This is a genomic window from Massilia cavernae, from assembly GCF_003590855.1.
Taxonomy (GTDB): Bacteria; Pseudomonadota; Gammaproteobacteria; order Burkholderiales; family Burkholderiaceae_D; genus Telluria_A; species Telluria_A cavernae.
On the sequence record NZ_QYUP01000020.1, the window covers coordinates 1 to 22,757 of the forward strand.

A 22,757-nucleotide genomic window follows, 5' to 3' on the forward strand; every position below is an offset into this window, starting at 1 on the left:
CGCCCGCCGATCATCATCGACAGGTTGACCACGTTAGGCCCGGGCATCACCTGCGCGACCGCCCAGTCCTCGATGAATTCTTCCTGCGTCAGCCACCGCTTGCGTTCGACCAGTTCGCGCTGGACGACCGCGACCACGCCGCCGAAACCTTGCAACGCAAGCAGGGTGAATGAAACGAACAGATCGGTGAGGGAGTGCGGTTGCGGCCGGCTTGCGCTGTCTGGGAAGTTCATCGCCCATTATCGCGCCTGGCGGCAACCCTTGTCCACGGACCTAGCCGTCGCCGATTCCCTCGATGACCCTGCCGGTGCCGCCGCAGTTGGCGCAGGGAGTGCCGTCCGGCATGCTACCGGTGCCGCTGCATTTGTCGCAGATGTCTTCGCCTGCGCCGGGTGTACCGGGCTCGGCGTCGTCGCCGGGACCCAGCGGTGGCTCGATGATCGTTGCCATTCGAATAGCTCCTCCACGCGTCACGGACTGTGCGCATGGCCGGATTCTATCCCTGGCGACGCCCCGGCCAGCGTCCGTTTCCGCGCGGACCGGATGCGCGATAGATTGAATGCCGAGTAACTTAATAATTACGCGTTCGATGGGAAGCTGACATTGACTTTGGAGATTGTTCGAGGATACTCCGATAGCGACAAGTTGATCCAGGTCTGATCCTGCGAGGGAATTGCGATGACTCAATATGAAACTGCCGGCGCCGGCAACCTGGCTATCGTCGGACCGCCCTACGAACGCACCGATGCGCGAAGACGAGACATCGTGAACCACGCCATTTCTGTCCAGCAAGCCTGCAATACCGTCTCGGCCCTCGAATACCTCAAGTCCCACGGCATCGCCCCGCACGTCATCGAACGCGTCCTGCTTGAGCCGGGCCGCCGCCGCCGCACCTCCTGCATTCTGTAGGTTCATACAACGCGGTCATCTGCGTCGCGTACCGCCTTTATCGTCAACTTGGCCGCGCGTACTTCCTGAATTCCCTGCCAAATGGTTTTCACGCCAGGGTCGCCGTCGCCCTTGCGTCAAGAATTCGACTCAACCTTGGAACCCTGGACGTAGCAGGTTGCCGCGCCGGCAAGCCGCTGCGCGCCCTGCTGGACTTGAGCGATGGGCATGCCGCCAGCGGGAAACCTTTCAAGACCGCGCCAGCCAGGGTGTTGTAAGATGCTTATGATATATTTCCTTGTCGACAATATTTACACATATGCAATTTGCATACGTTAAGTCATTGATTTCACGCAATGGCATGGATCATGCTCCCTATGCGACATACCAGTCGCCGCATATTTTGGTTTGACCTGGGATTGATCAAGGTGTCTGGATTATGGGTTTGTTACGTCGCATCCTAACTAAGGAAAAAATCATGTTGAAATGTACAACCGTCGGTCTGCTGGTAAGCTTCACGTTATTGTGTCTCGCGCCACACGCTAGTGCCACCGTCGTCAGCGGCACAAGTTCTTCGTATGGCGAATCGGCCAATCTGACACTTACCCCGCTCATTGGACTCCCATTCGCAATTGGCAGCGGTCCCGTGCCAACGGCTGGCGGCAGCGCGCCGGCGCCATACAACGACAGCGACAGTGTGGCGCAGATTATCTCGCTCCCGTTGTCTGCGTTCTTGCAGACGGTTAACGCGTCATCCAATGTGGATGGCGCACCCGGTAGCCGATTTGCAGACGCCGACGCCACCGTCCTGAATCTTTCCGCGCTGTTAGGATTGTTGACGGCGCAGGTCGTCCAGTCGACGGCCGCTGTCAGCGGAGATTTTGGCGCCCTTAGCTCGGTCGGAACAAGTAACCTGGAAGGTCTGATGGTGAATGGCATGCCGTTTATCGTGGCATCCCCGGCGCCCAATACACCGCTGTTCAGCGCACCCGGGCTCACGGTCACGCTGAATGAGCAGATTCATACCGGTGACGGCATCAACTCCCTTGGCTTGGCGGTCAACGCGATTCACATCGCATTTAATAATTTCGCGCATGGCCTGGGTCTCATCAACGGCGACATCATTATCTCTCACTCAGAGGCATTGCTGACAGCCATACCGAATAATGATAACGGACAGGTTCCGGAGCCTGGGACTCTATTGCTTCTCGCCGGCGGCATGATCGGGTTCATGGCAATGGGGCGGAGGCGCCCATTGAAGTAATTCTTGACATGAACTCCGCATCGCGCGGCCGCCATCAGCAAAGAGCCCCGAAACTACGGGGCTTTTTCGCGGGGTCCGGCGTTACGGCGCTATCGTCCAGCGGGCTGACCTTGCCCGCAGCGTGGATGACGGTCGCATTGGCGAAGCAGCCATGACCCTGACGTGCCGTCACTGCAGAATTTTTGACGACGATTACGCGCATTGCATAGCGAAGTTTCACGTGCCGCTCCAAATCCCCAATAGATTGTCCAGATAATGTTTCCCATGGTGCAAATAGTGTATATTTAGCGTCGAATCATTAAGTGATGGTTAATAAACTGCCTCCGAAAGCGATGCACACGTTATGAACACAGCTGCAATGACCGATCAAGGCCGGCACGGCCTTGATGACGCCACCTTTTCTTCCGCTCACGCGATATACCCAATCGCGGCGGTGCACGCCATAAAACGCCATTTATCCTCGGCCAGTCTTTGCGCAGGCCACCGCCAGCCTCGCCCCTCGCAAAACTGAGGCACTCATCTCAACGGAACGCGGAACCGGCCATGTGCCGGTCTCATTTCCGTATTTAAAACCAGCGGAAGCTTGAAATGCCAATTATCTGGAATGGTTATCTGGTGGCGTTGTCGGTGTTGATTGCCATGTTCGGCTCGTTCTCGGCACTCTCGCATACGGAGCACATGCGAGAAAGCACAGGAAGGGCGGGGATCATATGGATGACCGCCGGCGCCGTGACTTTAGCCGTGGCGATCTGGTCGATGCATTTCATCGGCATGCTCGCGTTTCATTTGCCGATACCGATCGCCTACGATATCCAACTGACGGTGCTGTCGATTTTTCCCGCTATCGCGGCCACGCTGTTCGGTTTCTATTTATTGCAAAACCGTGCCGTGCGATTCGGGCGAATTGCGGTTGCCGGCACTTTCATGGGACTGGGTGTCGCCGCCATGCATTACACCGGCATGGCGGCACTGAAAATTCAGCCCGCAATCAGTTACGACCCGCTGATATTCGCGCTGTCAATTGTCATTGCCATAGTCGCCGCGATCGGCGCCCTGCTGATCGTATTCGTCGGCGACAGGACAGGCTTGTCGTCCCTTAAACAGCAGACGTTCGGCGCGGTGATCATGGGCATTGCCATCGCCGGGATGCACTACACGGCGATGCATGGGGCGAGCTTTGCTCCTGGCAGTATTTGCGCCGTCGGCGGCAGGAGCGCCGAGCCGACGCTGCTCGCCCTGATGGTCACTTCGGTGGTGCTGGTCCTGTTCAGCGGCGGTTCGCTCGCCAGCTTGATTGACCGCCGCATTGCCCTGGATCGTTTGCGCGCAGCGCATGCGAAGTTGAAAGCCCATGGCAAGCTGCTGTCCCGGACGCACGACGAACTGCAGATCGCCAAGGAAGCGGCAGAGAGCGCCAGCCGCACCAAGAGTGAGTTCCTGGCAAACATGAGTCATGAGATCCGCACGCCGATGAACGGAGTGCTCGGCACGGTCGGACTGCTTCTGAATACGCCATTGAGCGCGACGCAGCGCGAGCTGGCCGGCATTGCCCGCGCGAGTGGCGAAACGTTGCTCGTCATCATCAACGACATTCTCGATCTTTCCAAGATCGAGGCGGGGAAATTGACGATAGAGCCGCTTCCATTCGACCTGCTGGTGGCGGCAGAAGAGGTGGCGGGCATGATCGCGATGTGCGCTGCGGAGAAGGAAATCGACATCATCGTGCGTTATCCGCCGGATGTGCCGCGCCACCTGGTCGGCGATCCGGGGCGCATCCGCCAGGTGCTCTCCAACCTGGCCACCAATGCCGTCAAGTTCACTCACGATGGCCAGGTACTGATCGACATCCAGGCCGAGGCGCAAACCGACGACCTGGTCTCGTTGCGCATTAGCGTTGAAGACACCGGCATTGGCATTTCACAGGACAAACTGCACAGTTTGTTCGACAAGTTCACCCAGGCCGACGCGTCCACCACCCGCCGTTACGGAGGCACGGGCCTGGGTTTAGCGATCAGCAAGCAACTGGTGGAATTGATGGGTGGAACGATCGGCGCCACCAGCGTGCCGGAACAAGGTTCGATCTTCTGGTTCGTCTTGCATCTGCCGCGCCATGCCGATGCCGCTCCGCTCGCCTTGCCGGTGGCCGACCTGGACGGTGCGCGGGTCCTGATCGTGGACGATAACAGTGTTAACCGGCGTGTGCTGCAAGAACAAACGAGCGCATGGAAGATGCGCAATACGAGCTGCGCATCTGCTGGCGAAGCCCTGCGCACCTTGCGCGAGGCACATCTTGCCGGCGATCCCTATCAGCTTGCAATTCTCGATTTCCAGATGCCGGAGATGGATGGCGAAATGCTGGGCCGCGCGATCAAGGCCGATCCCATGCTGAGCGATACCGTACTGGTGATGCTCACGTCGCTCGGGCAACGGGGCGACATGGAACGCTTGAAAGAGATCGGTTTCGCCGCCTACCTGGTCAAGCCGGCGCGTCAGTCGGAACTGCTTGCCACGCTCGTGAGCGCCTGGAATGATCGCGTTCCCCGACGTGCCGGCGGCGTGACGCGCCGCGCCGCCGCCGAGGACCGCGCCATGCACGGTGACAGCGTCGCGGATCGCCCACAATTCGCCGCCCACGTCCTGCTGGCCGAGGACCACGCCACCAACCAGATTGTCGCGGCGATGATGCTGCGAAATCTGGGCTGCCGGGTCGACATTGCCGCTAACGGCCGGGAAACCCTGGACATGATGGAAGCATCATCCTATGACCTCGTGTTCATGGATTGCGAGATGCCCGAGATGGATGGCTTCGAGGCCACCAGCGCGATTCGCGCCCGAACCGATATCAAAGCGCAGGTACCCATCATTGCGGTAACGGCACAGTCGATGCAGGGCGACCGCGAACGTTGCGTGCAGGCCGGCATGGACGACTACATCACCAAGCCGGTGCAGCAGGAAGCCTTCGCCGCCGCCCTGGCCAGATGGCTGCGCGGGGATAGCGAACCGGCCGCAGGCGGCGCTGGTCAAACAGCCGGAGCCGCTGCCGGGACCACCCATCCTGTAGCGGCCGCCGCCCTCGACGCCGAGGTCGTGGCCCGCTTGCGCGACTTGACGGCACAGTCCGATCCGTCCTTGCTGGAACAGATCTATGCTTCTTTCCAAAATGATGGGTTGGAGCGGATCGGCGCCTTGCGACGGTGCGCAAGCTCCGGGGACATGCTGGCGCTGCGCCAGGTGGCGCACGCTCTCAAGGGGGCAAGTGCCAATGTCGGCGCGCTGCGCATGGCCGACATCGCGCGGCGGCTGCAGGCGCTCGACGACAATGGGCCACTCAGCGGTGCGCAGGATTTGATCGATCAGCTTGGTGTGGAATTCGGACGGGTCCGGAGCGATATCGAAGACCTCGGCGTCCGTGGTGTGTCGCAGAACGAGGTCTGTCACCGTTGACGTCCGCCCCGCCTCGTTTCACTCCTCGTCCTGACGAACGAGGTTTCTCGGAGCAAATCTGATGAAAATACTGATTGCTGAAGATGATGCCAGTTCGCGCCTCGTGCTGGGCGCAACGCTCAGGAAATTGGGACACGCGGTGACGGCCGTTGCCGATGGCCGCAGCGCCTTGGCAGCCTGGCAACAGGGCGAGCATGTCCTGCTTATCTCGGACTGGATGATGCCCGATATGGATGGGTTGGAATTATGCCGCATGGTCCGCGCCGCACCCCGCCTGCAATACACCTACATCATCCTGCTCACGGCTCGCTCCGGCAAAGGCAGTTACCTTGAAGGCATGGGCGCGGGCGCCGACGACCTGATCACCAAACCCTTCGACGCAGAGCATCTCGCCGCGCGCCTGCATGTCGCGCAACGCATCCTGGCGCTGCACGAAACGCTGCGCTTCCAGGCCATGCATGACCACCTGACCGGTTTGTGGAATCGGGGCATGATCATGGGTACTTTGCAGGAGGAGTTGGCGCGGGCCGCGCGTGACGGAAGCTGCATCGGCGTGATCCTGGCAGACCTCGACCATTTCAAGCGGATTAATGACACGTATGGACATCTGTCAGGCGACACCGTGCTGCAGGAAACAGCACGCCGGATGCATCACGCGCTGCGCACTTATGACAGGATTGGGCGCTATGGCGGCGAGGAGTTCCTGATCATCGCGTCGGGCGGCGAGCGGTCCGACGTCCATTCGGTAGCCGAAAGAATTCGCGACCGCGTCGCTGAAACACCTGTACAGACAGCAGCCGGCGCAATCATTGTGACTGTCAGCCTGGGCTTGGCGATCACGCGCATGGGCGGGCGCGACGATGCCGTTACGGTCATCGCGGCGGCGGATGCGGCGCTTTACTGCGCCAAGAAAGAGCGCAACCGTGTGCACGTCGCGGAGCGGGAAGGTCCGGGCTTGCCGGAGCCCCCCTGGCAATGATTCATTCGTCCTCCTGAGTGCAGGCAAATGGTCCCAGTACCGGGAACAGCTCTGCCTGGGGTGTTGCTGGGATAGTGAAACGGCAGCGTGGGTGTGCGTCGCCGTCAAGCACCACGACGGTGGCCGGGTAGTCGATCTCAGGTATGAAGACTAGTCCGCGCAATGCGACTTCCTGTTCCGCAATACTGCCATCCACACGAACGCGGGTGCCGATGGCAAGTGGCTTGCCAAATTCATCCGTCAGGATCAGTGTCGCGCTTTGGTTTTTTCGTGCGCTGAACTTCACAAGACTGCCCGACCTGGGATCCGGATCAAGCGATTTCTGTGCCATATCCAGTGATATCGACAAGGGTAGTCCGGCATCGTCCAGGGAAACGGTATTGACCTCGTACGGGATCAGGCGTGGAATGAAGCCGACACCATCTGTGCCTGTCTGGCCGACCTTGACATGATTGGCGTAGATATCGATCGCCTGGCTGACGGGCACCTCGACCATGGCGAAACTTCGGTCCAGCCTGCGCGTTGCCCGGGCATGGCCGCCGAGCAGGGCAATGCCGCCGCGTGCCGCCAGTTGCAGGTTGGCCTGGCCATTCACGCGATTGGCATTCAGCATGAATTCGCCGCGGGTGCCCAGGTAAGCGGCGCCGATATCCTCGCCGCCATGATCGAACACGGCCTTGCGTGCCCGGTAGCGCCAGCCGCCCTGGCGCAGTGCCGCAGGGCTGGCCCGTTTTCGATATCAAAAAATCATCGAATGCGGCCATGCATGAGCACCTTCGAACGCGCGGTTATACACAAAAATTCCTTGAATAAATTTTCAAATTCTTTTTTCGCGGCTCCCGGCTTGACTTCGCAAGTGCTTGATTTATATAGGCTTTGAAGGATGCCTGTGGAATGTGCATTTTGTTGGAAGCCGCATCAGTATTGGCTTCCGGGGTGTCAAGGGGGTGTTTTCCACAAAGTTATACACAGCGAATGTGGATATCTGAAAAAGTGCTTTAGTTTCGGCTACTTAGCGGCGAAAACGCTTGCCGGCCGGATATTCGCCATGTGAATGCCGTGCGTGCGCGACAAATAACTGGCGTATCGCTGGGAAATCTTCTTGCGCTTCACAACTGGATAAATGTACAGTTGTATCAATTCCCTGTTTGAATGCTCCAGATGCATGCAGTTGCCGAAAAAACCGTCCCCGAAGATCCATACGCCAGCCTGAACCCGGAGCAGCGCGCCGCCGTCGAGCACGATGTGGGCGAAGCCAACCCGCGCCCGCTGCTGGTGATCGCCGGCGCCGGGTCGGGCAAGACCAGCACCCTGGCACACCGGGTCGCGCGCCTGATCCAGGCCGGGGCCGACCCGCAGCGCATCCTGCTGCTGACGTTCTCGCGCCGCGCGGCGGTGGAGATGACCAACCGCGCCGGCAGCGTCCTGCAGCGCGTGATGAAGCTGCGCAGCAGCCAGGCGCCGACCACGCTGCCGTGGGCCGGCACCTTCCACAGCATCGGCGCGCGCCTGCTGCGCGACTACGCGGGCCGGATCGGCCTGGACGATTCGTTCACCATCCACGACCGCGGCGACTCGGAAGACCTGATGGGCCTCGTGCGCCACGAGATCGGCCTGACCCAGTCCGCCAAACGTTTTCCGCTGAAGGGCACCTGCCTGTCGATCTATTCGCGCGTGGTCAACAGCCGCGAGCCGCTGCAGGACGTTTTGCAAAGCACCTTCCCGTGGTGCAGCGAGTGGGAACAGGAACTCAAGACCCTGTTCGGCGCCTACGTCGACGCCAAGCAGGAGCAGAACGTGCTCGATTACGACGACCTGCTGCTGTTCTGGTCCGAGATGGCGTCCGACCCCGAACTGGGCTCGGAGATCGGTTCGCTGTTCGACTACGTGCTGGTGGACGAATACCAGGACACCAACCGCCTGCAGGCGTCGATCATCACCGGCATGAAGCCGGACGGGAAGGGCGTGATGGTAGTGGGCGACGACGCCCAGTCGATCTACTCCTTCCGCGGCGCCACCGTGCGCAACATCCTCGACTTCCCGCAGCAGTTCTCGCAGCCCGCGCACATGATCACGCTGGAGCGCAACTACCGCTCGACCCAGCCGATCCTCGACGCCTCCAACGCGGTGATTGCGGCGGCGCTGGAACGCCACGCCAAGACGCTGTGGACCGACAAGGCGTCCACAGCGAAGCCGCAGCTGGTGCTGATTCCCGACGAGGCGGAGCAGGCGCGCTGGGTGTGCAACCGCATCCTGGAGCACCGCGAGGCGGGCATGCCGCTGATTTCGCAGGCGGTGCTGTTCCGCGCCGCCAGCCACAGCGCAGCGCTGGAACTGGAGCTGATGCGCCGGAACATCCCCTTCGTCAAATTCGGCGGCCTGAAGTTCCTCGAGGCCTCGCACATCAAGGACGTGCTGGCGGTGCTGCGCTTTGCCCAGAACCCGAGCGGCCGCATGGCGGGCTTCCGCGTGGCCCAGCTGATACCGGGCATCGGTCCGGCCACGGCCAGCCGCCTGCTCGATTCGCTGGCGGAAGCCGCCGAGCCTGTGCTGGCGCTGGAAGCCTTTGCGCCGCCATCCAGGGCGGGCGGCGAGTGGCAGGAGTTCGTGGCGCTGTACCGCGCGCTGCGCACGCCCGGCCTGCGCTGGCCGGCGGATATCGGGCTGGTGAAGAACTGGTACCTGCCGCAGCTCGAACGCATGCACGACGACGCCCAGGTGCGCGCGGCCGATGTCGAACAGCTGGCGCAGCTGGCGGGCGGCTACGACTCGCGCGAGACCTTCCTTGCCGAGATCACGCTCGACCCGCCGGAAGCGACCAGCGACCGCGCCGGACCGCCCAATCTCGACGAAGACTACGTGATCCTGTCGACCATCCATTCGTCCAAAGGGCAGGAGTGGAAGTCTGTGCACGTGCTGAACGTGGTGGACGGCTGCATTCCGTCGGACATGAGCACCGGCAGCGCGGGCGAAATCGAGGAGGAGCGGCGGCTGCTTTACGTGGCCATGACGCGCGCGAAGGAGCATCTGCACCTGGTAGTGCCGAACCGCTTCTTCATCAAGCAGCAGGCGCAGATGGGCGACCGCCATGTGTATGCGGCGCGCACGCGCTTCGTCAGCCCGGCGATGCTGAAGCACTTCGAGGAATGCGTATGGCTGACGGCTGACCAGGCGCATAGCAAAAAGCCGATGCCGGACAGCGTGAGGATGATGGTGCGCGAGCGGGCTAGGAATGCGTGGAAGTAGGGTGTTGGCTAGAGCACGTCGTTCGCGGGAAGTCGTTTCCGGCAATGCCGGGACCGACGGATCAGGCGTTCGTGGTCCGTTCGGTGGCAACTGCCACGTACTGGTAAATCCCGCCCTTCGTGTCCTTGAACGCCAAGGAGGCGCAACGAAGGTGAACAGGCTCACCCCCTGCGCCATTGATGTCGACATCACCAGCCCAGCCCCCGCCGCGAACCAGCGCGCTGCGCACCTCATGCGCCAACTCCTCGCTGAACTCGGGTGGACGAAGCGTACCGGCAGCTTTGCCGACTACCGCGTCGCGGACCACGCCAAGCACCCTGCAGAAGCGCTCGTTGGCGTCGGTGACGACCCCGTCGCCATCGAGCGTCAGCACCAGTGCCAGCGGATTGAGCGCGGCCTGCACGTTGCGCGCCCGCGCCAGCTCGGTGCCGAGCGCATCGCGCGCGGCTTTGGAGGCGGACAGGGTGGAGTAGGCGCGCAGCGAAGCGATCACCGTGGTGAACAGCTTGCGGGTGGTGAGGTCTGCCTTGCACCAGTAATCGTTGATGTCGTAGTCGACGATGACGCCATGCTCGTAGGCCTGGCCCGGCTGGCCGGTGCGCAAGACGATGCGAACCAGGTCGTTGTGCAGCTCTTCGCGCACCTGGCGCGCGACGCGCAGGCCGGCGTCGTCGGTTTCCATGATCACATCGAGCAGCATCATCGCGATGTCGGGCGTATCGCGCAGGATGGCGAGGGCTTCCTTGCCGCTATAGGCGTGCAGGAAACTCAGGCGGCGGCCCTGGAAGCTGGCGGCGCTGAGTGCGAATTTGGTGACGACGTGGACATCGACATCGTCGTCGACGATCAGGATGCGCCAGGGCGCCGGTTCCGCCTGAGGGGCGGCCTCGGCAGGGTCATCCTCTTCAAGGATCAGTTCATGGTCGGGCGATGGCATGCGGCAACAGTAGGGCTTCGCGGGGCATTTGTCAAAAAATTTTGCCTTTGCCTTTGCCTGTTGTCAGTTATCCCCCGCTGGCCCGTTTTGTAGGAATTTGCCTCATCAATACTTTGACGCGCAGCAGCATGATCGCCTAAGTGTTTGATTTTATTGGCATAGATTTTTGCCTCCAAACCGGGCAGTTTGTTAAAAACCGCATGGATACGGGCGTTCTGGCTTGTCAAGCAGGCCTTATCCACAACGTTATCCACACTTCTTGTGGATATCAAAAAAAACCGTGTTAAATCCGTGACTTAGCGTCGGTCCCATAGAGGGCGTCGAAGGTGTCGAGGAAAGCCAGTTTTGCCTCGCGCGGGCTCATTGGCACGATGCGTTCCGGCAGGGCGCGAATGCTGTCGAGGTAAGCCCAACGCTCGACCGAGTGCGGCATGAGGTCGCGTTTTTCGGTGGCCAGCGCCACCAGGTCGGCGGTCTTGATCGGCGCGTAGTCGGAAAAATCGACGCCGAAGGTCGCGCCGATGATCAGCGTGACTTTCTCCTCGATGGCGGCGAATTCCGGCAGCAGCACCTTGAGCGGCTTGACCATGTCGCCCAGGTAGGCCTCGGCGGCGTCGTGCAGCAGGGCCGCCAGGCGAAGCCTGGGGGGCACCAGCGACGCGACCACAAGGCTGTGCTGCGCCACCGAATAGAACTCGCAGGTCTGGCCGTTGAAGCGGCACTGGTAGGCCAATCCGTGCGCGATGTCCTCGATGGCAACGTGGTCGATGTGCGGCTCGAGCGGGTAGAAGCGGTTGCCCGAAAAAGTGGAAACGTAAGTGGTCGTGATCATCGGATGCATGGTTCTGTGGCCTGTACGTCATCTTACACACTGCGCCCGGACCACCTCGCAGCATTGATATTTTCGAACATGACACGCTGCCGATGAAAATACACTGATCCCCGGACATTGAGGGGAAATCGCGATGACGACCGGGCCGGCAACAGGCGCACAGCGCAAGAAAATCGCCATTCTCGGTGGGGGCGTGGGATCGCTTTCGGCGGCATGGCACCTGTCCACGCCCCTTGGATGGCAGGACCGCTACGACATCACGGTCTACCAGCAAGGCTGGCGGCTGGGCGGCAAGGGCGCCAGCGGCCGCAACGCGCTGCACGCGCAGCGCATCGAGGAACACGGTCTGCACGTCTGGTTCGGCTCCTACAGCAATGCGTTCACGATGATGCGCGGCGCTTACGAACGGCTTGGGCGCGCGCCCGGCGCACCGCTCGCCGCGCTGAAGGACGCCTTCCATCCGCACGACTACATCGCGCTGGCCGACCCGGTCGATGGCGAGTGGCGCCCCTGGCACATCGTGATGCAGCCGCTGCCGGGCGAGCCTGGTGTCGGCGCGCCGGTGACGATGTGGCAGATGGCGATGACGCTGCTCGGCTGGATCGGCCGCTGGCTGGAGGAACTGGGCAGCCTGCAGGGCGCCGCGTTGCATGGAACGGAAGTGGCGCGCTCGTACCGGCTGCTGGCGGCGCTGGCGCGCACCCTGCCAGACGACTCGCGCAAGCACCCGATGCACCAGCACCTGCTGCTGGCGCAGGCGCTGGACGGCATGCGCGCCCGCCTGCGCAACGGCTACCGCGAATTCGCGCCCACCAGCGAAGCGCTGCGGCGCGTGCGCATCAGCCTCGAAGTGGGCAGCACGGTGCTCAAGGGCCTGTTTGCCGACGGCGTGTTCATCAAGGGCTTCGACGTCATCAACGGCCATGACCTGCGCGCCTGGCTGGCGATGCATGGAGGCGACCCGGAGTTGTGCATAGGATCGACGCCGGTGCGCGCGGTGTACGACCTGGTGTTCGCGTATGAGAACGGCCAAGCCGCCAAGCCTACCGTGGAAGCTGGCACCATGCTGCGCTTCATGATGCGCGGCGGCCTTGGATACAAGGGCAGCTTCATGTACAAGATGCAGGCCGGGATGGGCGACACCGTGTTCACGCCGCTATACCAGGTGTTGGCCGGGCGCGGCGTCAAGTTCCGGTTCTTCCACAAGGTGGAGGAGCTCCTGCCCGACGGCGACGAGGTCGGCGCCATCCGCATCACGCGCCAGCTGTCGCTGCGCGACGGCCGCTACAGCCCGCTGGTGAACGTGAAGGGCCTGGACTGCTGGCCGTCCGCGCCCAACTACGCGCAGGTCGATCCTGCGCAGGCGGTGCTGCTGCAGGAGCGCGAAGTGGACCTGGAATCGCACTGGAGCGACTGGCCCGGCATCTACCAGCGCGAATACGGCCAGCCGCTGCCCGAAATGACGCTGCAGCGCGGCCGCGACTTCGATACGGTGGTGTTCGGCATTCCGGCGGGTTCGCTGGCAGCGCTGTGCCCACGGCTGCTGGCGCAAAGCGCGCCGCTGAAGGCCGCGTCGGAACAGCTGCGCACCGTGTCGACCCAGGCCTACCAGGTGTGGATGGACCGCGACCTGGGCGAGCTTGGCTGGCCGGCGCAGCCTGGCGGCCAGCAGCCGGTGCTGACCGGCTTCTCCAAGCCATACGACACCTGGGCGCCGATGGACCACCTGCTGCCGCGCGAGGACTGGCCTGCCGGCCGGCGGCCCGGCAACGTCTCCTACCTTTGCAGCGTGCTGCCGATGTCCGCCTACCCGCCGCCGTCCGAACACGGCTTTCCCGCGCGCGCCACCGCGCTTGCGAAGGAAGGCGCCATCCGCCAGCTCGATGGCGAGATCGTGGCCTTGTGGCCATCGGCCGGCCGTCCCGGAGCCTTCCCGTGGCACTGGCTGGCCGATCCGCAGGGGCGCGATGGCGAGGCGCGCTTCGGGGCGCAGTACTGGCGCGCCAACGTCGGGCCATCCGAACGCTATGTGCAGTGCGCTGCCGGTACCGCCCAGTATCGGCTGCCTGCCGACGGCAGCGGCTTCTCCAACCTGTACCTGGCGGGCGACTGGCTCAAGACCGGTGCGGATGCGGGCTGCATCGAAGCGGCCGTCATGGGCGGCATGCAGGCCTCGCGCGCGATCTGCGGCTATCCCGGGAAGATCGAAGGTGAAAGCGATGAGTGACAGCTTCCATGCTTTCGGTACACAATTGAAACAAGGGGCCAATTGCGGCGCACATGGAGCGGTGGATGGGCGGGACCAATGACGTGATCGAAACCGACGTGCTGGTCGTCGGCGGCGGGATCAACGGCGCGGGCATCGCGCGCGATGCTGCCGGCCGCGGCCTGCGCGTGGTGCTGTGCGAGAAGGACGACCTGGCCTCGCACACCTCATCCGCGTCGAGCAAGCTGATTCACGGAGGCCTGCGCTACCTGGAGCATTACGAATTCCGGCTGGTGCGCAAGGCGCTGGCCGAGCGCGAGGTGCTGCTGCGCAGCGCGCCCCACATCATGCATCCGCTGCGCTTCGTCATGCCGCACGACAGCGGGCAGCGGCCCGTGTGGCTGATCCGCGCCGGACTCTATCTCTACGATACGCTGGCCCGGCGCGAGTTCCTGCCCGGTTCCGAAGCGGTGCTGCTGCGCGGTCACCCGGCGGGCGAGCCCTTGAAGGAGATGTTCACGCGCGGTTTCGTCTACTCCGACGGTTGGGTCGACGACGCGCGGCTGGTGGTGCTGAACGCGATCGCCGCGCGCGAACGCGGCGCCAGCATCCTGACGCGCACAGCCTGCACGGCCCTGACGCGCGACGCCGACCACTGGCACGCAACGCTGGCGCACGCCGGCGGGCGAACCACGAAAGTAAGGGCGCGCAGCCTGGTAAATGCCGCCGGCCCGTGGGCCGCGCAGTTCCTGCAGGTCGCCACCGGCGTGGCGCCGCGCCGCGCGCTGCGGCTGATCAAGGGCAGCCATATCGTCGTCCCGCGCCTGTTTAGCCACGACTACGCGTACATCTTCCAGCACCCGACGGCCGCATCGTTTTCGCGATGCCCTACGAGCAGGAGTACACGCTGATCGGCACTACCGACCTCGATTACGCGGGCGACCTTGACGAGGTGGCGATCAGCGAAGCGGAGGTAGCCTACCTGTGCCAGCTGTCGAACCGCTACTTCAGGCGCGCGATAGCGCCGTCGGATGTGGTCTGGAGCTATTCCGGTGTGCGTCCGCTGGTCGAGGACGAAGCGGCGACCGCGCAGGCAACCACGCGCGACTTTATCCTCGACACCGACAACGCAGGCTCGCCGCTGCTGACGGTCTTTGGCGGCAAGATCACCACCTTCCGCAAGCTGGCCGAGGAAGCCGTCGACTGGCTTGGGCCGGTGCTGGGCAACCGCACCGGCGGATGGACAGCCGGCGCCTGCCTTCCTGGCGGCGACCTGTTCGGAGGGCGCCCGACAAACCGCTCGGTGCTGGAGTTCGGACAGTGGCTGGAGGGTGTCAAGCGCAGCTATCCATGGCTACCCGCGGCGCTGGCGGAGCGCTACGCGCGCGCCTACGGCACCCGCATCCACCTGCTGCTTGCATGGCGCCAGGGCATTCCGGACATGGGCAAGCAGATCGTACCCGGGTTGTACGAAGCCGAAGCCTACTACCTGATGGAGCAAGAGTGGGCGGTGTGCGCAGAGGACATCCTGTGGCGCCGCTCCAAGCTTGGCCTGCATGCGGGGGGCGGCGCGGAAGAGGTGCTGGACGACTGGATCGATCAGCGCATGCGGCGCGCGTGAAGCCGGAACTCCAGGTCCATCGCATCGCGCACCACCAGCCCGCCGCCGAAGATCGACATCGGCGTGATGCCGAAATCGGTCTGCTTCAACGTGAAACGGCCAGTCGCGTTGAGGGTTTCCCGATCCATGGTCACGGAGGCCGGGACATCGACAGTGCGTGTTACCCCATGCAGCGAAATCGAAAGCCGCACAACGCCCGCTGATCCCGGAATGCTCGCCGCGCTCAATTTCACGATCGGATAGCTGGCCGACTGCAGCACCCGTCCCAGCATATTCTCGCGGGTACCCTCGATGGCTTCCCGCGGCACGGCTTTCGCCATCCCCGCGCCATGCCGCAGTGCGGTTTCGTCGATGCTCATCTCATCGAGCCGGAACTGGAAATCGGCCCGGCCATCGCCCGGCGCCGCAAAACCGTTGAGATTGCGGGCGGCGATGAGGTGATCGTGGCCCATGGCCGCGAACGGCCCGCCGCTGTACACCTTCACTGCGATCAGCGACTTGCCTGGGTCGAGCCGATACACAGGTTTTCCCGCAGCCGCCGCAGCGGCATACCACGCGCCTGCATCCGCTGCCAAGGGCGGCTGTGGCTGTCGCGGCGCCATCGGCGCCACGCAGCCGGCAAGGAGGAGCAGGGGAGCAAGATAGCGTTTCATGATTCCTCCACTATTGTCCCGCAAGTCCGCCGTGTCAACGTCCTGCCAAATACGGCACGCGCCTCCAAATCCCGCTAAGATCGATATCCGCGCACTAAAAGGGGGAGCCCGCCATGATCGATCTGTACTCAGCAGCGACACCGGACGGCCACATGGTTTCAATCGCGCTGGAAGAGCTGCAACTCCCATACGCCCTGCACGCGCTGGATAAGCAGAACAGCGAGCAAACAGTCTCCTATGGCCGCATCCCCGCCATCAACGACCGCGACGAAGACAATTTCGTCGTGTTCGAATCCGGCGCCATCCTGATCTACCTCTCCGAAAAAACCGGCAAGTTGATGCCTTCCGACATGAAGGGGCGCTCCAAGGTCCTCCAATGGTTGATGTTCCAGATGGGCGGCATCGACGCAATAAAGGACGAGGCCAGCAGGATGCACCTGTTTCGCGTAATGGACGAGCGGCTCCAGGGCAACGAGTATCTCGCCGGCGACTACTCGATTGCCGATATCGCCAACTGGGTTCGGATTCGAACGCACATGAGATCGGGCATTTCGGTGGATGACTTCCCAAACCTGAAGCGCTGGGCGCAGGCGATCAAGGCCCGTTCAGGCGTGCAGCGCGGCTTGCTGATGCTGCCGTCGAGCAGGGATATCGAGGCTGACCTGGACGAAAGCATGGAGAAGTTTGCATAGATAAGCGGCTGCTACGCCACCCGCTTGTACAAACCTTGATACGGGAGTACATGCTGGTAGCTATCGCTCAGCGGCTCGCCCGTTTCGAACTCGCGGTCGATCAGCAGCATCCCAAACCGCGACAGGCTGTCATGGAAAAGCCGCAGCACGCGCCGCCGCAGTACCGGCCCGAAGTCGGGCAGGGCGCGCCTGCACACGATCAGTTCGAACTCGTTGAACGACGCGTCCGTCACCAGGTTGTATTGCGCCCAGCTGATGCGGCTCCTTAATTGCGGGACCAGCACCAGCCGTCCACCCTCCTTTTCGAAGTAGTCCTCCAGCTTTCCGCAGCCTCCGCTTTGTTCGTAGCGCTGCTGGTACTCCGGCATGCGCGCGGGATCGATGCCTGCGTCGAACGTATTGGCCAACACCTGCTCATTGGACGACGTCGCATGGATCTCGGTTCTGGCGATCAGCTGCTCGTCGGCGAGCAGGATGGCCAGCGACCAGGCTTCCTCTGCGCCGCCGCATTCGGCCAGCCAGATCCGCGGCATGGCCGACGCGCCAAGGCTGGAACGAAACACCGTGCGCAGCGACCGGGCAAGCTCGGGACTGTCGAACAGCTCCGCCGGCGGCACGCTGAGCGCGCGCAGGAGGGCATGGCTCGCGCCAGCCTCGTGCAGCACGCGGTTCTGCAGCATCGACACGGACGACAATCCACGCTCCTGCATCAGGGCGTGCATCTTGCGCCGCACAGCCAGCCGGTCGTATGACCTGAAGTCGAAGCCATAGCGCTGGAACAGGGCCTCGAGCAGTGGCCGATCAATGCAGCCATACCCGCATCAGGGACAGCAGCTGGGCCACGTCCACCGGCTTGGTAATGTAGTCCGATGCACCGGCCGCGATACATTTATCGCGGTCGCCCTTCATCGCTTTCGCGGTCAGGGTGATGATCGGCAGCGACTTGAACTTCGGGATGCGGCGGATCGCCCGCATCGTGTCGTAGCCGTCCATCTCCGGCATCATGATGTCCATCAGGACGATCTCGATGCTCGGATCCTTCTCCAGCACCTCGATGCCGTCGCGGCCGTTCTCGGCGAACGACACCTGCATCTGCTGGCGCTCCAGCAGCGACGACAGCGCGAAGATGTTGCGCAGGTCATCGTCGACGATCAGTACCTTGCGGCCCGCGAGACCGCCGTCGGCGGCATGGATCTCGTCCAGCATGCGGCGCTGCAGTTCCGGCAGCGATGCGTGCGAGCGGTGCAGGAACAGCGCCGTCTCGTCCAGCAGGCGCTCGGGCGAACGCGCATCCTTGATCACGATGGTCTTGGCGTAGCGCTTCAGCTTCGTGACTTCCTTGCGGTTCAAGTCCTTCGCGGTGTAGATCACGATCGGCAGGTCGCGCAAGGCCGGGTCCTTGCCGATCACGTCCAGCAGGTCGAAGCCGCTGATGTCCGGCAGCGTCAGGTCGAGCACCATGCAGTCGAAGTGCGAGCCGCGCAGCGCTTCCAGCGCCGCTGCGCCCGTTTCCACCGCCACGATGCGGATGTCGCCGTCGCCGATCAGGTTGACGATCGAGTCGCGCTGCGCCTGTTCGTCGTCCACGACCAGCAGGCTGCGTTTGCCGCCCAGCAGGAACTTCTGGATGCGGGTGAATTCCTCCTGCAGCGTCTCTTTATTGACCGGCTTGTTCATGTACGAGATCGCGCCCTGGCGCAGCGCGCGTTCGCGCTCGCGCAGGCTGGACATCACGTGTACCGGAATGTGGCGGGTGCTCGGGTCGCGCTTCAGGCGGTCCAGCACCGTGAAGCCGTCGATGTCGGGCAGGTCGATGTCGAGCAGGATTGCCGACGGCAAGTAGTCGCGCGCCAGCGACAGGGCCGAGTCGCCCTGGCTCGTGACGATCACCTTGAAGTTCTTCTCGCGCGCGAATTCCACCACCACCTTGGCGAAGCGTTCGTCGTCCTCGATGATCAAGACCGAAGGATCGCCCGGCGCCACCAGCGAGCGGTCGTCGATGACCGAGCTGTATTCCACCAGCTGGGCGTGCTCGCTAGCGTCGTCGATGACTTCTACTTCGTTGTCGAAGCGGGCGGGGGTAGGGTAGGAGGCAGGCGCCGGCGGGGCCAGGCGAGCAGGCTGCGGCTGGCGCGCCTGCTCGTAGTTGATGAAGCCGGCGCGGTTATACGGCAGGTACAGCGTGAACACCGAACCGGCGTTGACCACCGATTCGACGCGGATCTCGCCGCCCAGCAGTCGCGCCAGTTCGCGCGAAATCGACAGGCCAAGGCCGGTGCCGCCGTATTTGCGGGCGGTGGAGCCGTCGGCCTGCTGGAACGCCTCGAAGATCAGCTGCAGCTTGTCGGAGGCGATACCCACGCCGGTATCCTTTACCGAGAACGCCAGCACCGCGTCGGCATGCACCAGGTTCGGGTGGTCGCTGGTCCAGCCGCTGGTGACCAGCGAGATCTCCAGCGCTACCTTGCCGTGGTGGGTGAACTTGAACGCGTTCGACAGCAGGTTTTTCAGCACCTGCTGCAGACGCGTGGTGTCGGTCATCACCGCTGTCGGCAGGGCGTCGGCCAGTTCCACGGTAAAGCCGAGGTGCTTCGCTTCGGCCATGTGGCGGAAGGTGCGATCGACGTAGTTGCGCAGGGTCGAGAAGCGGTACTCGGAAACGTCCAGCGTCACGGTACCGGATTCGATCTTCGACAGGTCGAGTATGTCGTTAATCAGGGTAAGCAGGTCGGAGCCGGAGCCGTGGATGGTCTTCGCGAATTCCACCTGCTTGCCCGACAGGTTGCCCTCGGGGTTGTCGGACAGCTGCTGCGCCAGGATCAGCAGCGAGTTAAGCGGGGTACGAAGTTCGTGTGACATATTCGCAAGGAACTCGGACTTGTACTTGGACGACAGGGCCAGCTGGGTGGCCTTTTCTTCCAGCGCCAGTTTCGCCTGTTCCACCTCGCGGTTCTTCCGTTCCACCTCGATGTTCTGCTCGGACAGCAGGCGCGCTTTCTCCGCCAGTTCCTGGTTGGTCTGCTGCAGTTCCTGCGCCAGCGACTGCGACTGGGTCAGCAGCGATTCGGTACGGCTGTTCGCCTCGATGGTGTTCAGCACCACGCCGATCGATTCCATCAGCTGGTCGAGGAAGGACAGGTGGGTTTCGGTGAAGCGGTCGAGCGATGCGATCTCGATCACAGCCTTGACCTGCTGTTCGAACAGGATAGGCAGCACGACGATGTTGTTCGGCGGCGCCGAGCCCAGGCCGGACGAGACGGCGATGTAATCGCGCGGCACGTCGGTCAGCCAGATGCGGTTCTTCTCCAGCGCGCACTGGCCCACCAGGCCTTCACCGGGCAGGAAGGAGGTCGGCAGCTTGCGGCTGGAACGGTAGCCGTAGCTGGCGATCATGCGCAGGCGCGCGTCGATCTCCTGCGAGTCCATCATGTAGAACACACCGTGGTGCGCGGATACCAGCGGGGCCAGTTCCGACAGGATCAGTTTGGTCACCGCCTGCAAGTCGCGCTGGCCCTGCAGCAGTCGCGTGAATCGCGCAAGGTTGGTCTTCAGCCAATCCTGCTGCGCGTTCTTCTGCGTGGTCTCTTTCAGGTTTCGGATCATCTCGTTGATGTTGTCCTTCAGGTAGGACACCTCGCCGCGCGCTTCCACCTGGATCGAGCGCGACAAGTCGCCTCGCGTCACCGCCGTCGCCACCTCAGCAATCGCGCGCACCTGGTTGGTCAGGTTTGCCGCCAGCTGGTTCACGTTCTCGGTCAAGTCCTTCCAGGTACCCGCAACGCCGGACACGTTTGCCTGTCCGCCCAGCTTGCCTTCGGTACCCACCTCGCGCGCGACGCGCGTTACCTCCGATGCGAACGAAGACAACTGGTCCACCATGACGTTGATCGTGTCCTTCAGTTCGAGAATCTCGCCCTTCACGTCCACGGTAATCTTCTTGGACAAGTCGCCCCGCGCCACCGCCGTCGTCACCGCCGCGATGTTACGCACCTGGCCCGTCAGGTTCGACGCCATGAAGTTGACGTTATCGGTCAAGTCCTTCCAGGTGCCGCCGACGCCCGGCACGTAGGCCTGGCCGCCCAGCTTGCCCTCGGTACCCACCTCACGCGCCACCCGCGTCACCTCCGATGCGAACGAGGACAACTGGTCCACCATGACGTTAATGGTGTTCTTCAGTTCCAGGATCTCGCCCTTCACGTCCACCGTGATCTTCTTGGACAGGTCGCCGTTCGCCACCGCGGTGGTCACGTCCGCGATGTTTCGCACCTGGCCGGTCAGGTTACCCGCCATCGAGTTCACGCCGTCGGTCAAGTCCTTCCACGTACCCGCGACACCAGGTACGTTCGCCTGGCCGCCCAGCTTGCCTTCGGTACCCACCTCACGCGCCACCCGCGTTACCTCGGAGGCGAAGGAGTTCAGCTGGTCGACCATCACGTTGATGGTGTTCTTCAGTTCGAGAATCTCGCCCTTCACGTCCACCGTGATTTTCTTGGACAAGTCGCCGTTCGCCACCGCGGTCGTCACGTCCGCGATATTTCGCACCTGGCCGGTAAGGTTACCCGCCATCGAGTTGACCGAGTCGGTCAGATCTTTCCACGTACCCGCCACGCCCTTCACCTGCGCCTGGCCGCCCAGCTTACCCTCGGTACCCACCTCGCGCGCCACGCGCGTCACCTCGGATGCGAACGAGGACAGCTGGTCCACCATGACGTTTATGGTGTTTTTCAGTTCCAGGATCTCGCCCTTCACGTCCACCGTGATCTTCTTGGACAAGTCGCCGTTCGCCACCGCCGTCGTCACCGCCGCGATGTTTCGCACCTGGCCCGTCAGGTTGGACGCCATGAAGTTGACGTTGTCGGTCAAGTCCTTCCAGGTGCCGCCCACGCCCGGCACGTATGCCTGTCCGCCCAGCTTTCCTTCGGTACCGACCTCACGCGCCACCCGGGTTACTTCGGACGCGAACGATCGCAGCTGGTCCACCATGACGTTGATCGTGTCCTTCAGCTGCAGGATCTCGCCGCGCACGTCCACCGTGATTTTCTTGGACAAGTCGCCGTTCGCCACCGCCGTCGTCACTTCCGCGATGTTGCGCACCTGGGACGTGAGGTTACCCGCCATCGAGTTGACCGAGTCGGTCAAGTCCTTCCACGTACCCGCCACGCCCTTCACCTGCGCCTGGCCGCCCAGTTTGCCCTCGGTGCCCACCTCGCGCGCCACGCGCGTCACTTCGGAGGAGAACGACAACAGCTGTTCCACCATGGTGTTCGCGGTCATCGCCGCGCGCAGGTACTGGCCCTTCAGCGGATGGCCGTCCACTTCCAGCGCCATCGTCTGCGACAGGTCGCCTTTCGCCACCGCGCCGATGACGCGCGCCATTTCCGTGGTCGGGCGCACAAGGTCGTCGATCAGGGTGTTGACCGAGCTGATGATCGTGGCCCAGCCGCCGACCATGTTGGGGACCGCGGCGCGCTGGGTAAGCCGGCCTTCGCGGCCCACTACGCGCGACACCTCGGTCACCGTCTTGACCATTTTTTCCTTGGTCTCGATGATCTCGTTGAGCGTGTCGGCGATCTTGCCGGAGACGCCAGTCCAGTCGGATGGCATGCGCACGCTGAAGTCGCCTTTTTTAAGCGCCATCAGCGTCGACAGCAAGAGCTTAGCATCGAGTTCTTCGGCCATTTCGGTCATGTTGTTCATCGACATAGTCCTCGTTTTTTGGGAGTGGAACGGTTGGGCCGGGCTTGGTCTGTCGGGATATGCAGGTCGGACTAGACCTGCAAGGGATGTAACGCGGCCGCAGGGGCGAACAATACTCCGGTTCGCTGGCGAGTCGATATGTACCCGCGGCCGTGCCAGAATATGCCATGAAGACCAAGTTTAACAATTTCGTTAGCGAAATAACATGCAAAGAGTTTCGTAGCCTACACGAAACCAAACTTTCCGGACGCACAGTTCGAGCGCAAGCGTGCGCGATTGCGTTGCACATTCACTACGT

The 22,757-nt window shown here is 62.7% G+C and carries 17 protein-coding genes and 1 pseudogene; 8 read left to right on the plus strand and 10 right to left on the minus strand.

What is annotated here, in order from left to right; all coding sequences use genetic code 11:
- Together D3872_RS02325 and D3872_RS25510 are read right to left on the minus strand one after the other, a co-directional pair.
- A partial coding sequence (locus tag D3872_RS02325) for a chromate transporter (RefSeq protein WP_147373764.1) occupies positions 1-233 on the minus strand: 233 nt, incomplete at its 3' end.
- 40 nt (positions 234-273) lie between these two features.
- Positions 274-450 carry a hypothetical protein gene (locus D3872_RS25510; protein WP_182915648.1) on the minus strand — a complete coding sequence of 59 codons (177 nt, stop codon included), beginning with the start codon at positions 448-450 and terminating at the stop codon, positions 274-276.
- 228 nt (positions 451-678) lie between these two features.
- Between D3872_RS25510 and D3872_RS02330 the strand changes: the two genes are divergently transcribed.
- Together D3872_RS02330 and D3872_RS02335 are read left to right on the plus strand one after the other, a co-directional pair.
- The gene (locus D3872_RS02330; protein ID WP_119809294.1) at positions 679-909 is read left to right on the plus strand and encodes a hypothetical protein; all 231 of its coding nucleotides are present in this window, start codon (positions 679-681) and stop codon (positions 907-909) included.
- 418 nt (positions 910-1,327) lie between these two features.
- Positions 1,328-2,152, plus strand: a complete 825-nt coding sequence (locus tag D3872_RS02335) for a PEP-CTERM sorting domain-containing protein (protein ID WP_119809295.1) — start codon at positions 1,328-1,330, stop codon at positions 2,150-2,152.
- Positions 2,153-2,186: 34 nt separating this feature from the next.
- On the opposite strand, the gene D3872_RS25160 is transcribed toward D3872_RS02335, so the two are convergent.
- Complete coding sequence (locus tag D3872_RS25160; RefSeq protein WP_147373765.1) at positions 2,187-2,372, minus strand: hypothetical protein; 186 nt, start codon at positions 2,370-2,372, stop codon at positions 2,187-2,189.
- Between the two features lie 368 nt (positions 2,373-2,740).
- Here D3872_RS25160 and D3872_RS02340 point away from each other — a divergent pair, with 368 nt between their 5' ends.
- Positions 2,741-5,596 (plus strand): response regulator, encoded by a 2,856-nt coding sequence (locus tag D3872_RS02340; RefSeq protein ID WP_119809296.1) that lies wholly within the window; start codon positions 2,741-2,743, stop codon positions 5,594-5,596.
- A 61-nt stretch (positions 5,597-5,657) separates the two neighbouring features.
- Positions 5,658-6,575 (plus strand): GGDEF domain-containing protein, encoded by a 918-nt coding sequence (locus tag D3872_RS02345; protein WP_119809297.1) that lies wholly within the window; start codon positions 5,658-5,660, stop codon positions 6,573-6,575.
- Between the two features lies 1 nt (position 6,576).
- Here D3872_RS02345 and D3872_RS02350 read toward each other — a convergent pair whose 3' ends face one another.
- Positions 6,577-7,248: a fimbria/pilus outer membrane usher protein gene (locus D3872_RS02350; protein WP_119809298.1), complete on the minus strand. Its 672-nt coding sequence runs from the start codon at positions 7,246-7,248 to the stop codon at positions 6,577-6,579.
- A gap of 488 nt (positions 7,249-7,736) precedes the next feature.
- Between D3872_RS02350 and D3872_RS02355 the strand changes: the two genes are divergently transcribed.
- On the plus strand, positions 7,737-9,821 hold the full coding sequence (locus D3872_RS02355; protein ID WP_119809299.1) for an ATP-dependent helicase: 2,085 nt from the start codon (positions 7,737-7,739) through the stop codon (positions 9,819-9,821).
- Between the two features lie 61 nt (positions 9,822-9,882).
- Here the strand turns inward: D3872_RS02355 and D3872_RS02360 are convergent, their stop codons facing one another.
- The 3 genes from D3872_RS02360 to D3872_RS02365 are packed head-to-tail and all read right to left on the minus strand — an operon-like array spanning position 9,883 to position 11,599.
- Entirely contained in the window at positions 9,883-10,758 is an 876-nt protein-coding gene (locus D3872_RS02360; RefSeq protein ID WP_119809300.1) for a PAS domain-containing protein, read from the minus strand.
- Complete coding sequence (locus D3872_RS25165; RefSeq protein ID WP_147373766.1) at positions 10,734-10,985, minus strand: hypothetical protein; 252 nt, start codon at positions 10,983-10,985, stop codon at positions 10,734-10,736. Before D3872_RS25165 ends, D3872_RS02360 begins: the two co-directional genes overlap by 25 nt.
- A gap of 56 nt (positions 10,986-11,041) precedes the next feature.
- A complete protein-coding gene (locus tag D3872_RS02365) occupies positions 11,042-11,599 on the minus strand; it encodes a phosphohydrolase (RefSeq protein ID WP_229459117.1) in 558 nt (185 codons plus the stop codon).
- A gap of 124 nt (positions 11,600-11,723) precedes the next feature.
- Between D3872_RS02365 and D3872_RS02370 the strand changes: the two genes are divergently transcribed.
- Both D3872_RS02370 and glpD read left to right on the plus strand, forming a co-directional pair.
- Positions 11,724-13,817, plus strand: coding sequence for an NAD(P)-binding protein (locus D3872_RS02370; RefSeq protein ID WP_119809302.1), 2,094 nt, complete (start codon positions 11,724-11,726; stop codon positions 13,815-13,817).
- A 65-nt stretch (positions 13,818-13,882) separates the two neighbouring features.
- A pseudogene (gene glpD / locus D3872_RS02375) lies at positions 13,883-15,417 on the plus strand (glycerol-3-phosphate dehydrogenase).
- Here glpD and D3872_RS02380 read toward each other — a convergent pair.
- Positions 15,396-16,070 carry a YceI family protein gene (locus D3872_RS02380; protein ID WP_182915649.1) on the minus strand — a complete coding sequence of 225 codons (675 nt, stop codon included), beginning with the start codon at positions 16,068-16,070 and terminating at the stop codon, positions 15,396-15,398. The pseudogene glpD and the gene D3872_RS02380 overlap by 22 nt on opposite strands.
- A 113-nt stretch (positions 16,071-16,183) precedes the next feature.
- Between D3872_RS02380 and D3872_RS02385 the strand changes: the two genes are divergently transcribed.
- Positions 16,184-16,762 (plus strand): glutathione S-transferase family protein, encoded by a 579-nt coding sequence (locus D3872_RS02385; RefSeq protein WP_119809303.1) that lies wholly within the window; start codon positions 16,184-16,186, stop codon positions 16,760-16,762.
- An 11-nt stretch (positions 16,763-16,773) separates the two neighbouring features.
- Here the strand turns inward: D3872_RS02385 and D3872_RS02390 are convergent, their stop codons facing one another.
- Complete coding sequence (locus tag D3872_RS02390) at positions 16,774-17,568, minus strand: CheR family methyltransferase (protein WP_307719391.1); 795 nt, start codon at positions 17,566-17,568, stop codon at positions 16,774-16,776.
- Entirely contained in the window at positions 17,564-22,459 is a 4,896-nt protein-coding gene (locus D3872_RS02395; protein ID WP_182915650.1) for a response regulator, read from the minus strand. The genes D3872_RS02390 and D3872_RS02395 overlap by 5 nt, the downstream gene beginning before the upstream one ends.
- Between the last annotated feature and the right edge of the window lie 298 nt (positions 22,460-22,757).

Coding starts and splice junctions, on each gene's coding strand:
- D3872_RS25510 (WP_182915648.1), bottom strand. CDS start 450: ATGGCAACGATCATCGAGCCACCGCTGGGTCCCGGCGACGACGCCGAG.
- D3872_RS02330 (WP_119809294.1), top strand. CDS start 679: ATGACTCAATATGAAACTGCCGGCGCCGGCAACCTGGCTATCGTCGGA.
- D3872_RS02335 (WP_119809295.1), top strand. CDS start 1,328: ATGGGTTTGTTACGTCGCATCCTAACTAAGGAAAAAATCATGTTGAAA.
- D3872_RS02340 (WP_119809296.1), top strand. CDS start 2,741: ATGCCAATTATCTGGAATGGTTATCTGGTGGCGTTGTCGGTGTTGATT.
- D3872_RS02345 (WP_119809297.1), top strand. CDS start 5,658: ATGAAAATACTGATTGCTGAAGATGATGCCAGTTCGCGCCTCGTGCTG.
- D3872_RS02355 (WP_119809299.1), top strand. CDS start 7,737: ATGCATGCAGTTGCCGAAAAAACCGTCCCCGAAGATCCATACGCCAGC.
- D3872_RS02360 (WP_119809300.1), bottom strand. CDS start 10,758: ATGCCATCGCCCGACCATGAACTGATCCTTGAAGAGGATGACCCTGCC.
- D3872_RS02365 (WP_229459117.1), bottom strand. CDS start 11,599: ATGCATCCGATGATCACGACCACTTACGTTTCCACTTTTTCGGGCAAC.
- D3872_RS02370 (WP_119809302.1), top strand. CDS start 11,724: ATGACGACCGGGCCGGCAACAGGCGCACAGCGCAAGAAAATCGCCATT.
- D3872_RS02380 (WP_182915649.1), bottom strand. CDS start 16,070: ATGAAACGCTATCTTGCTCCCCTGCTCCTCCTTGCCGGCTGCGTGGCG.
- D3872_RS02385 (WP_119809303.1), top strand. CDS start 16,184: ATGATCGATCTGTACTCAGCAGCGACACCGGACGGCCACATGGTTTCA.
- D3872_RS02395 (WP_182915650.1), bottom strand. CDS start 22,459: ATGAACAACATGACCGAAATGGCCGAAGAACTCGATGCTAAGCTCTTG.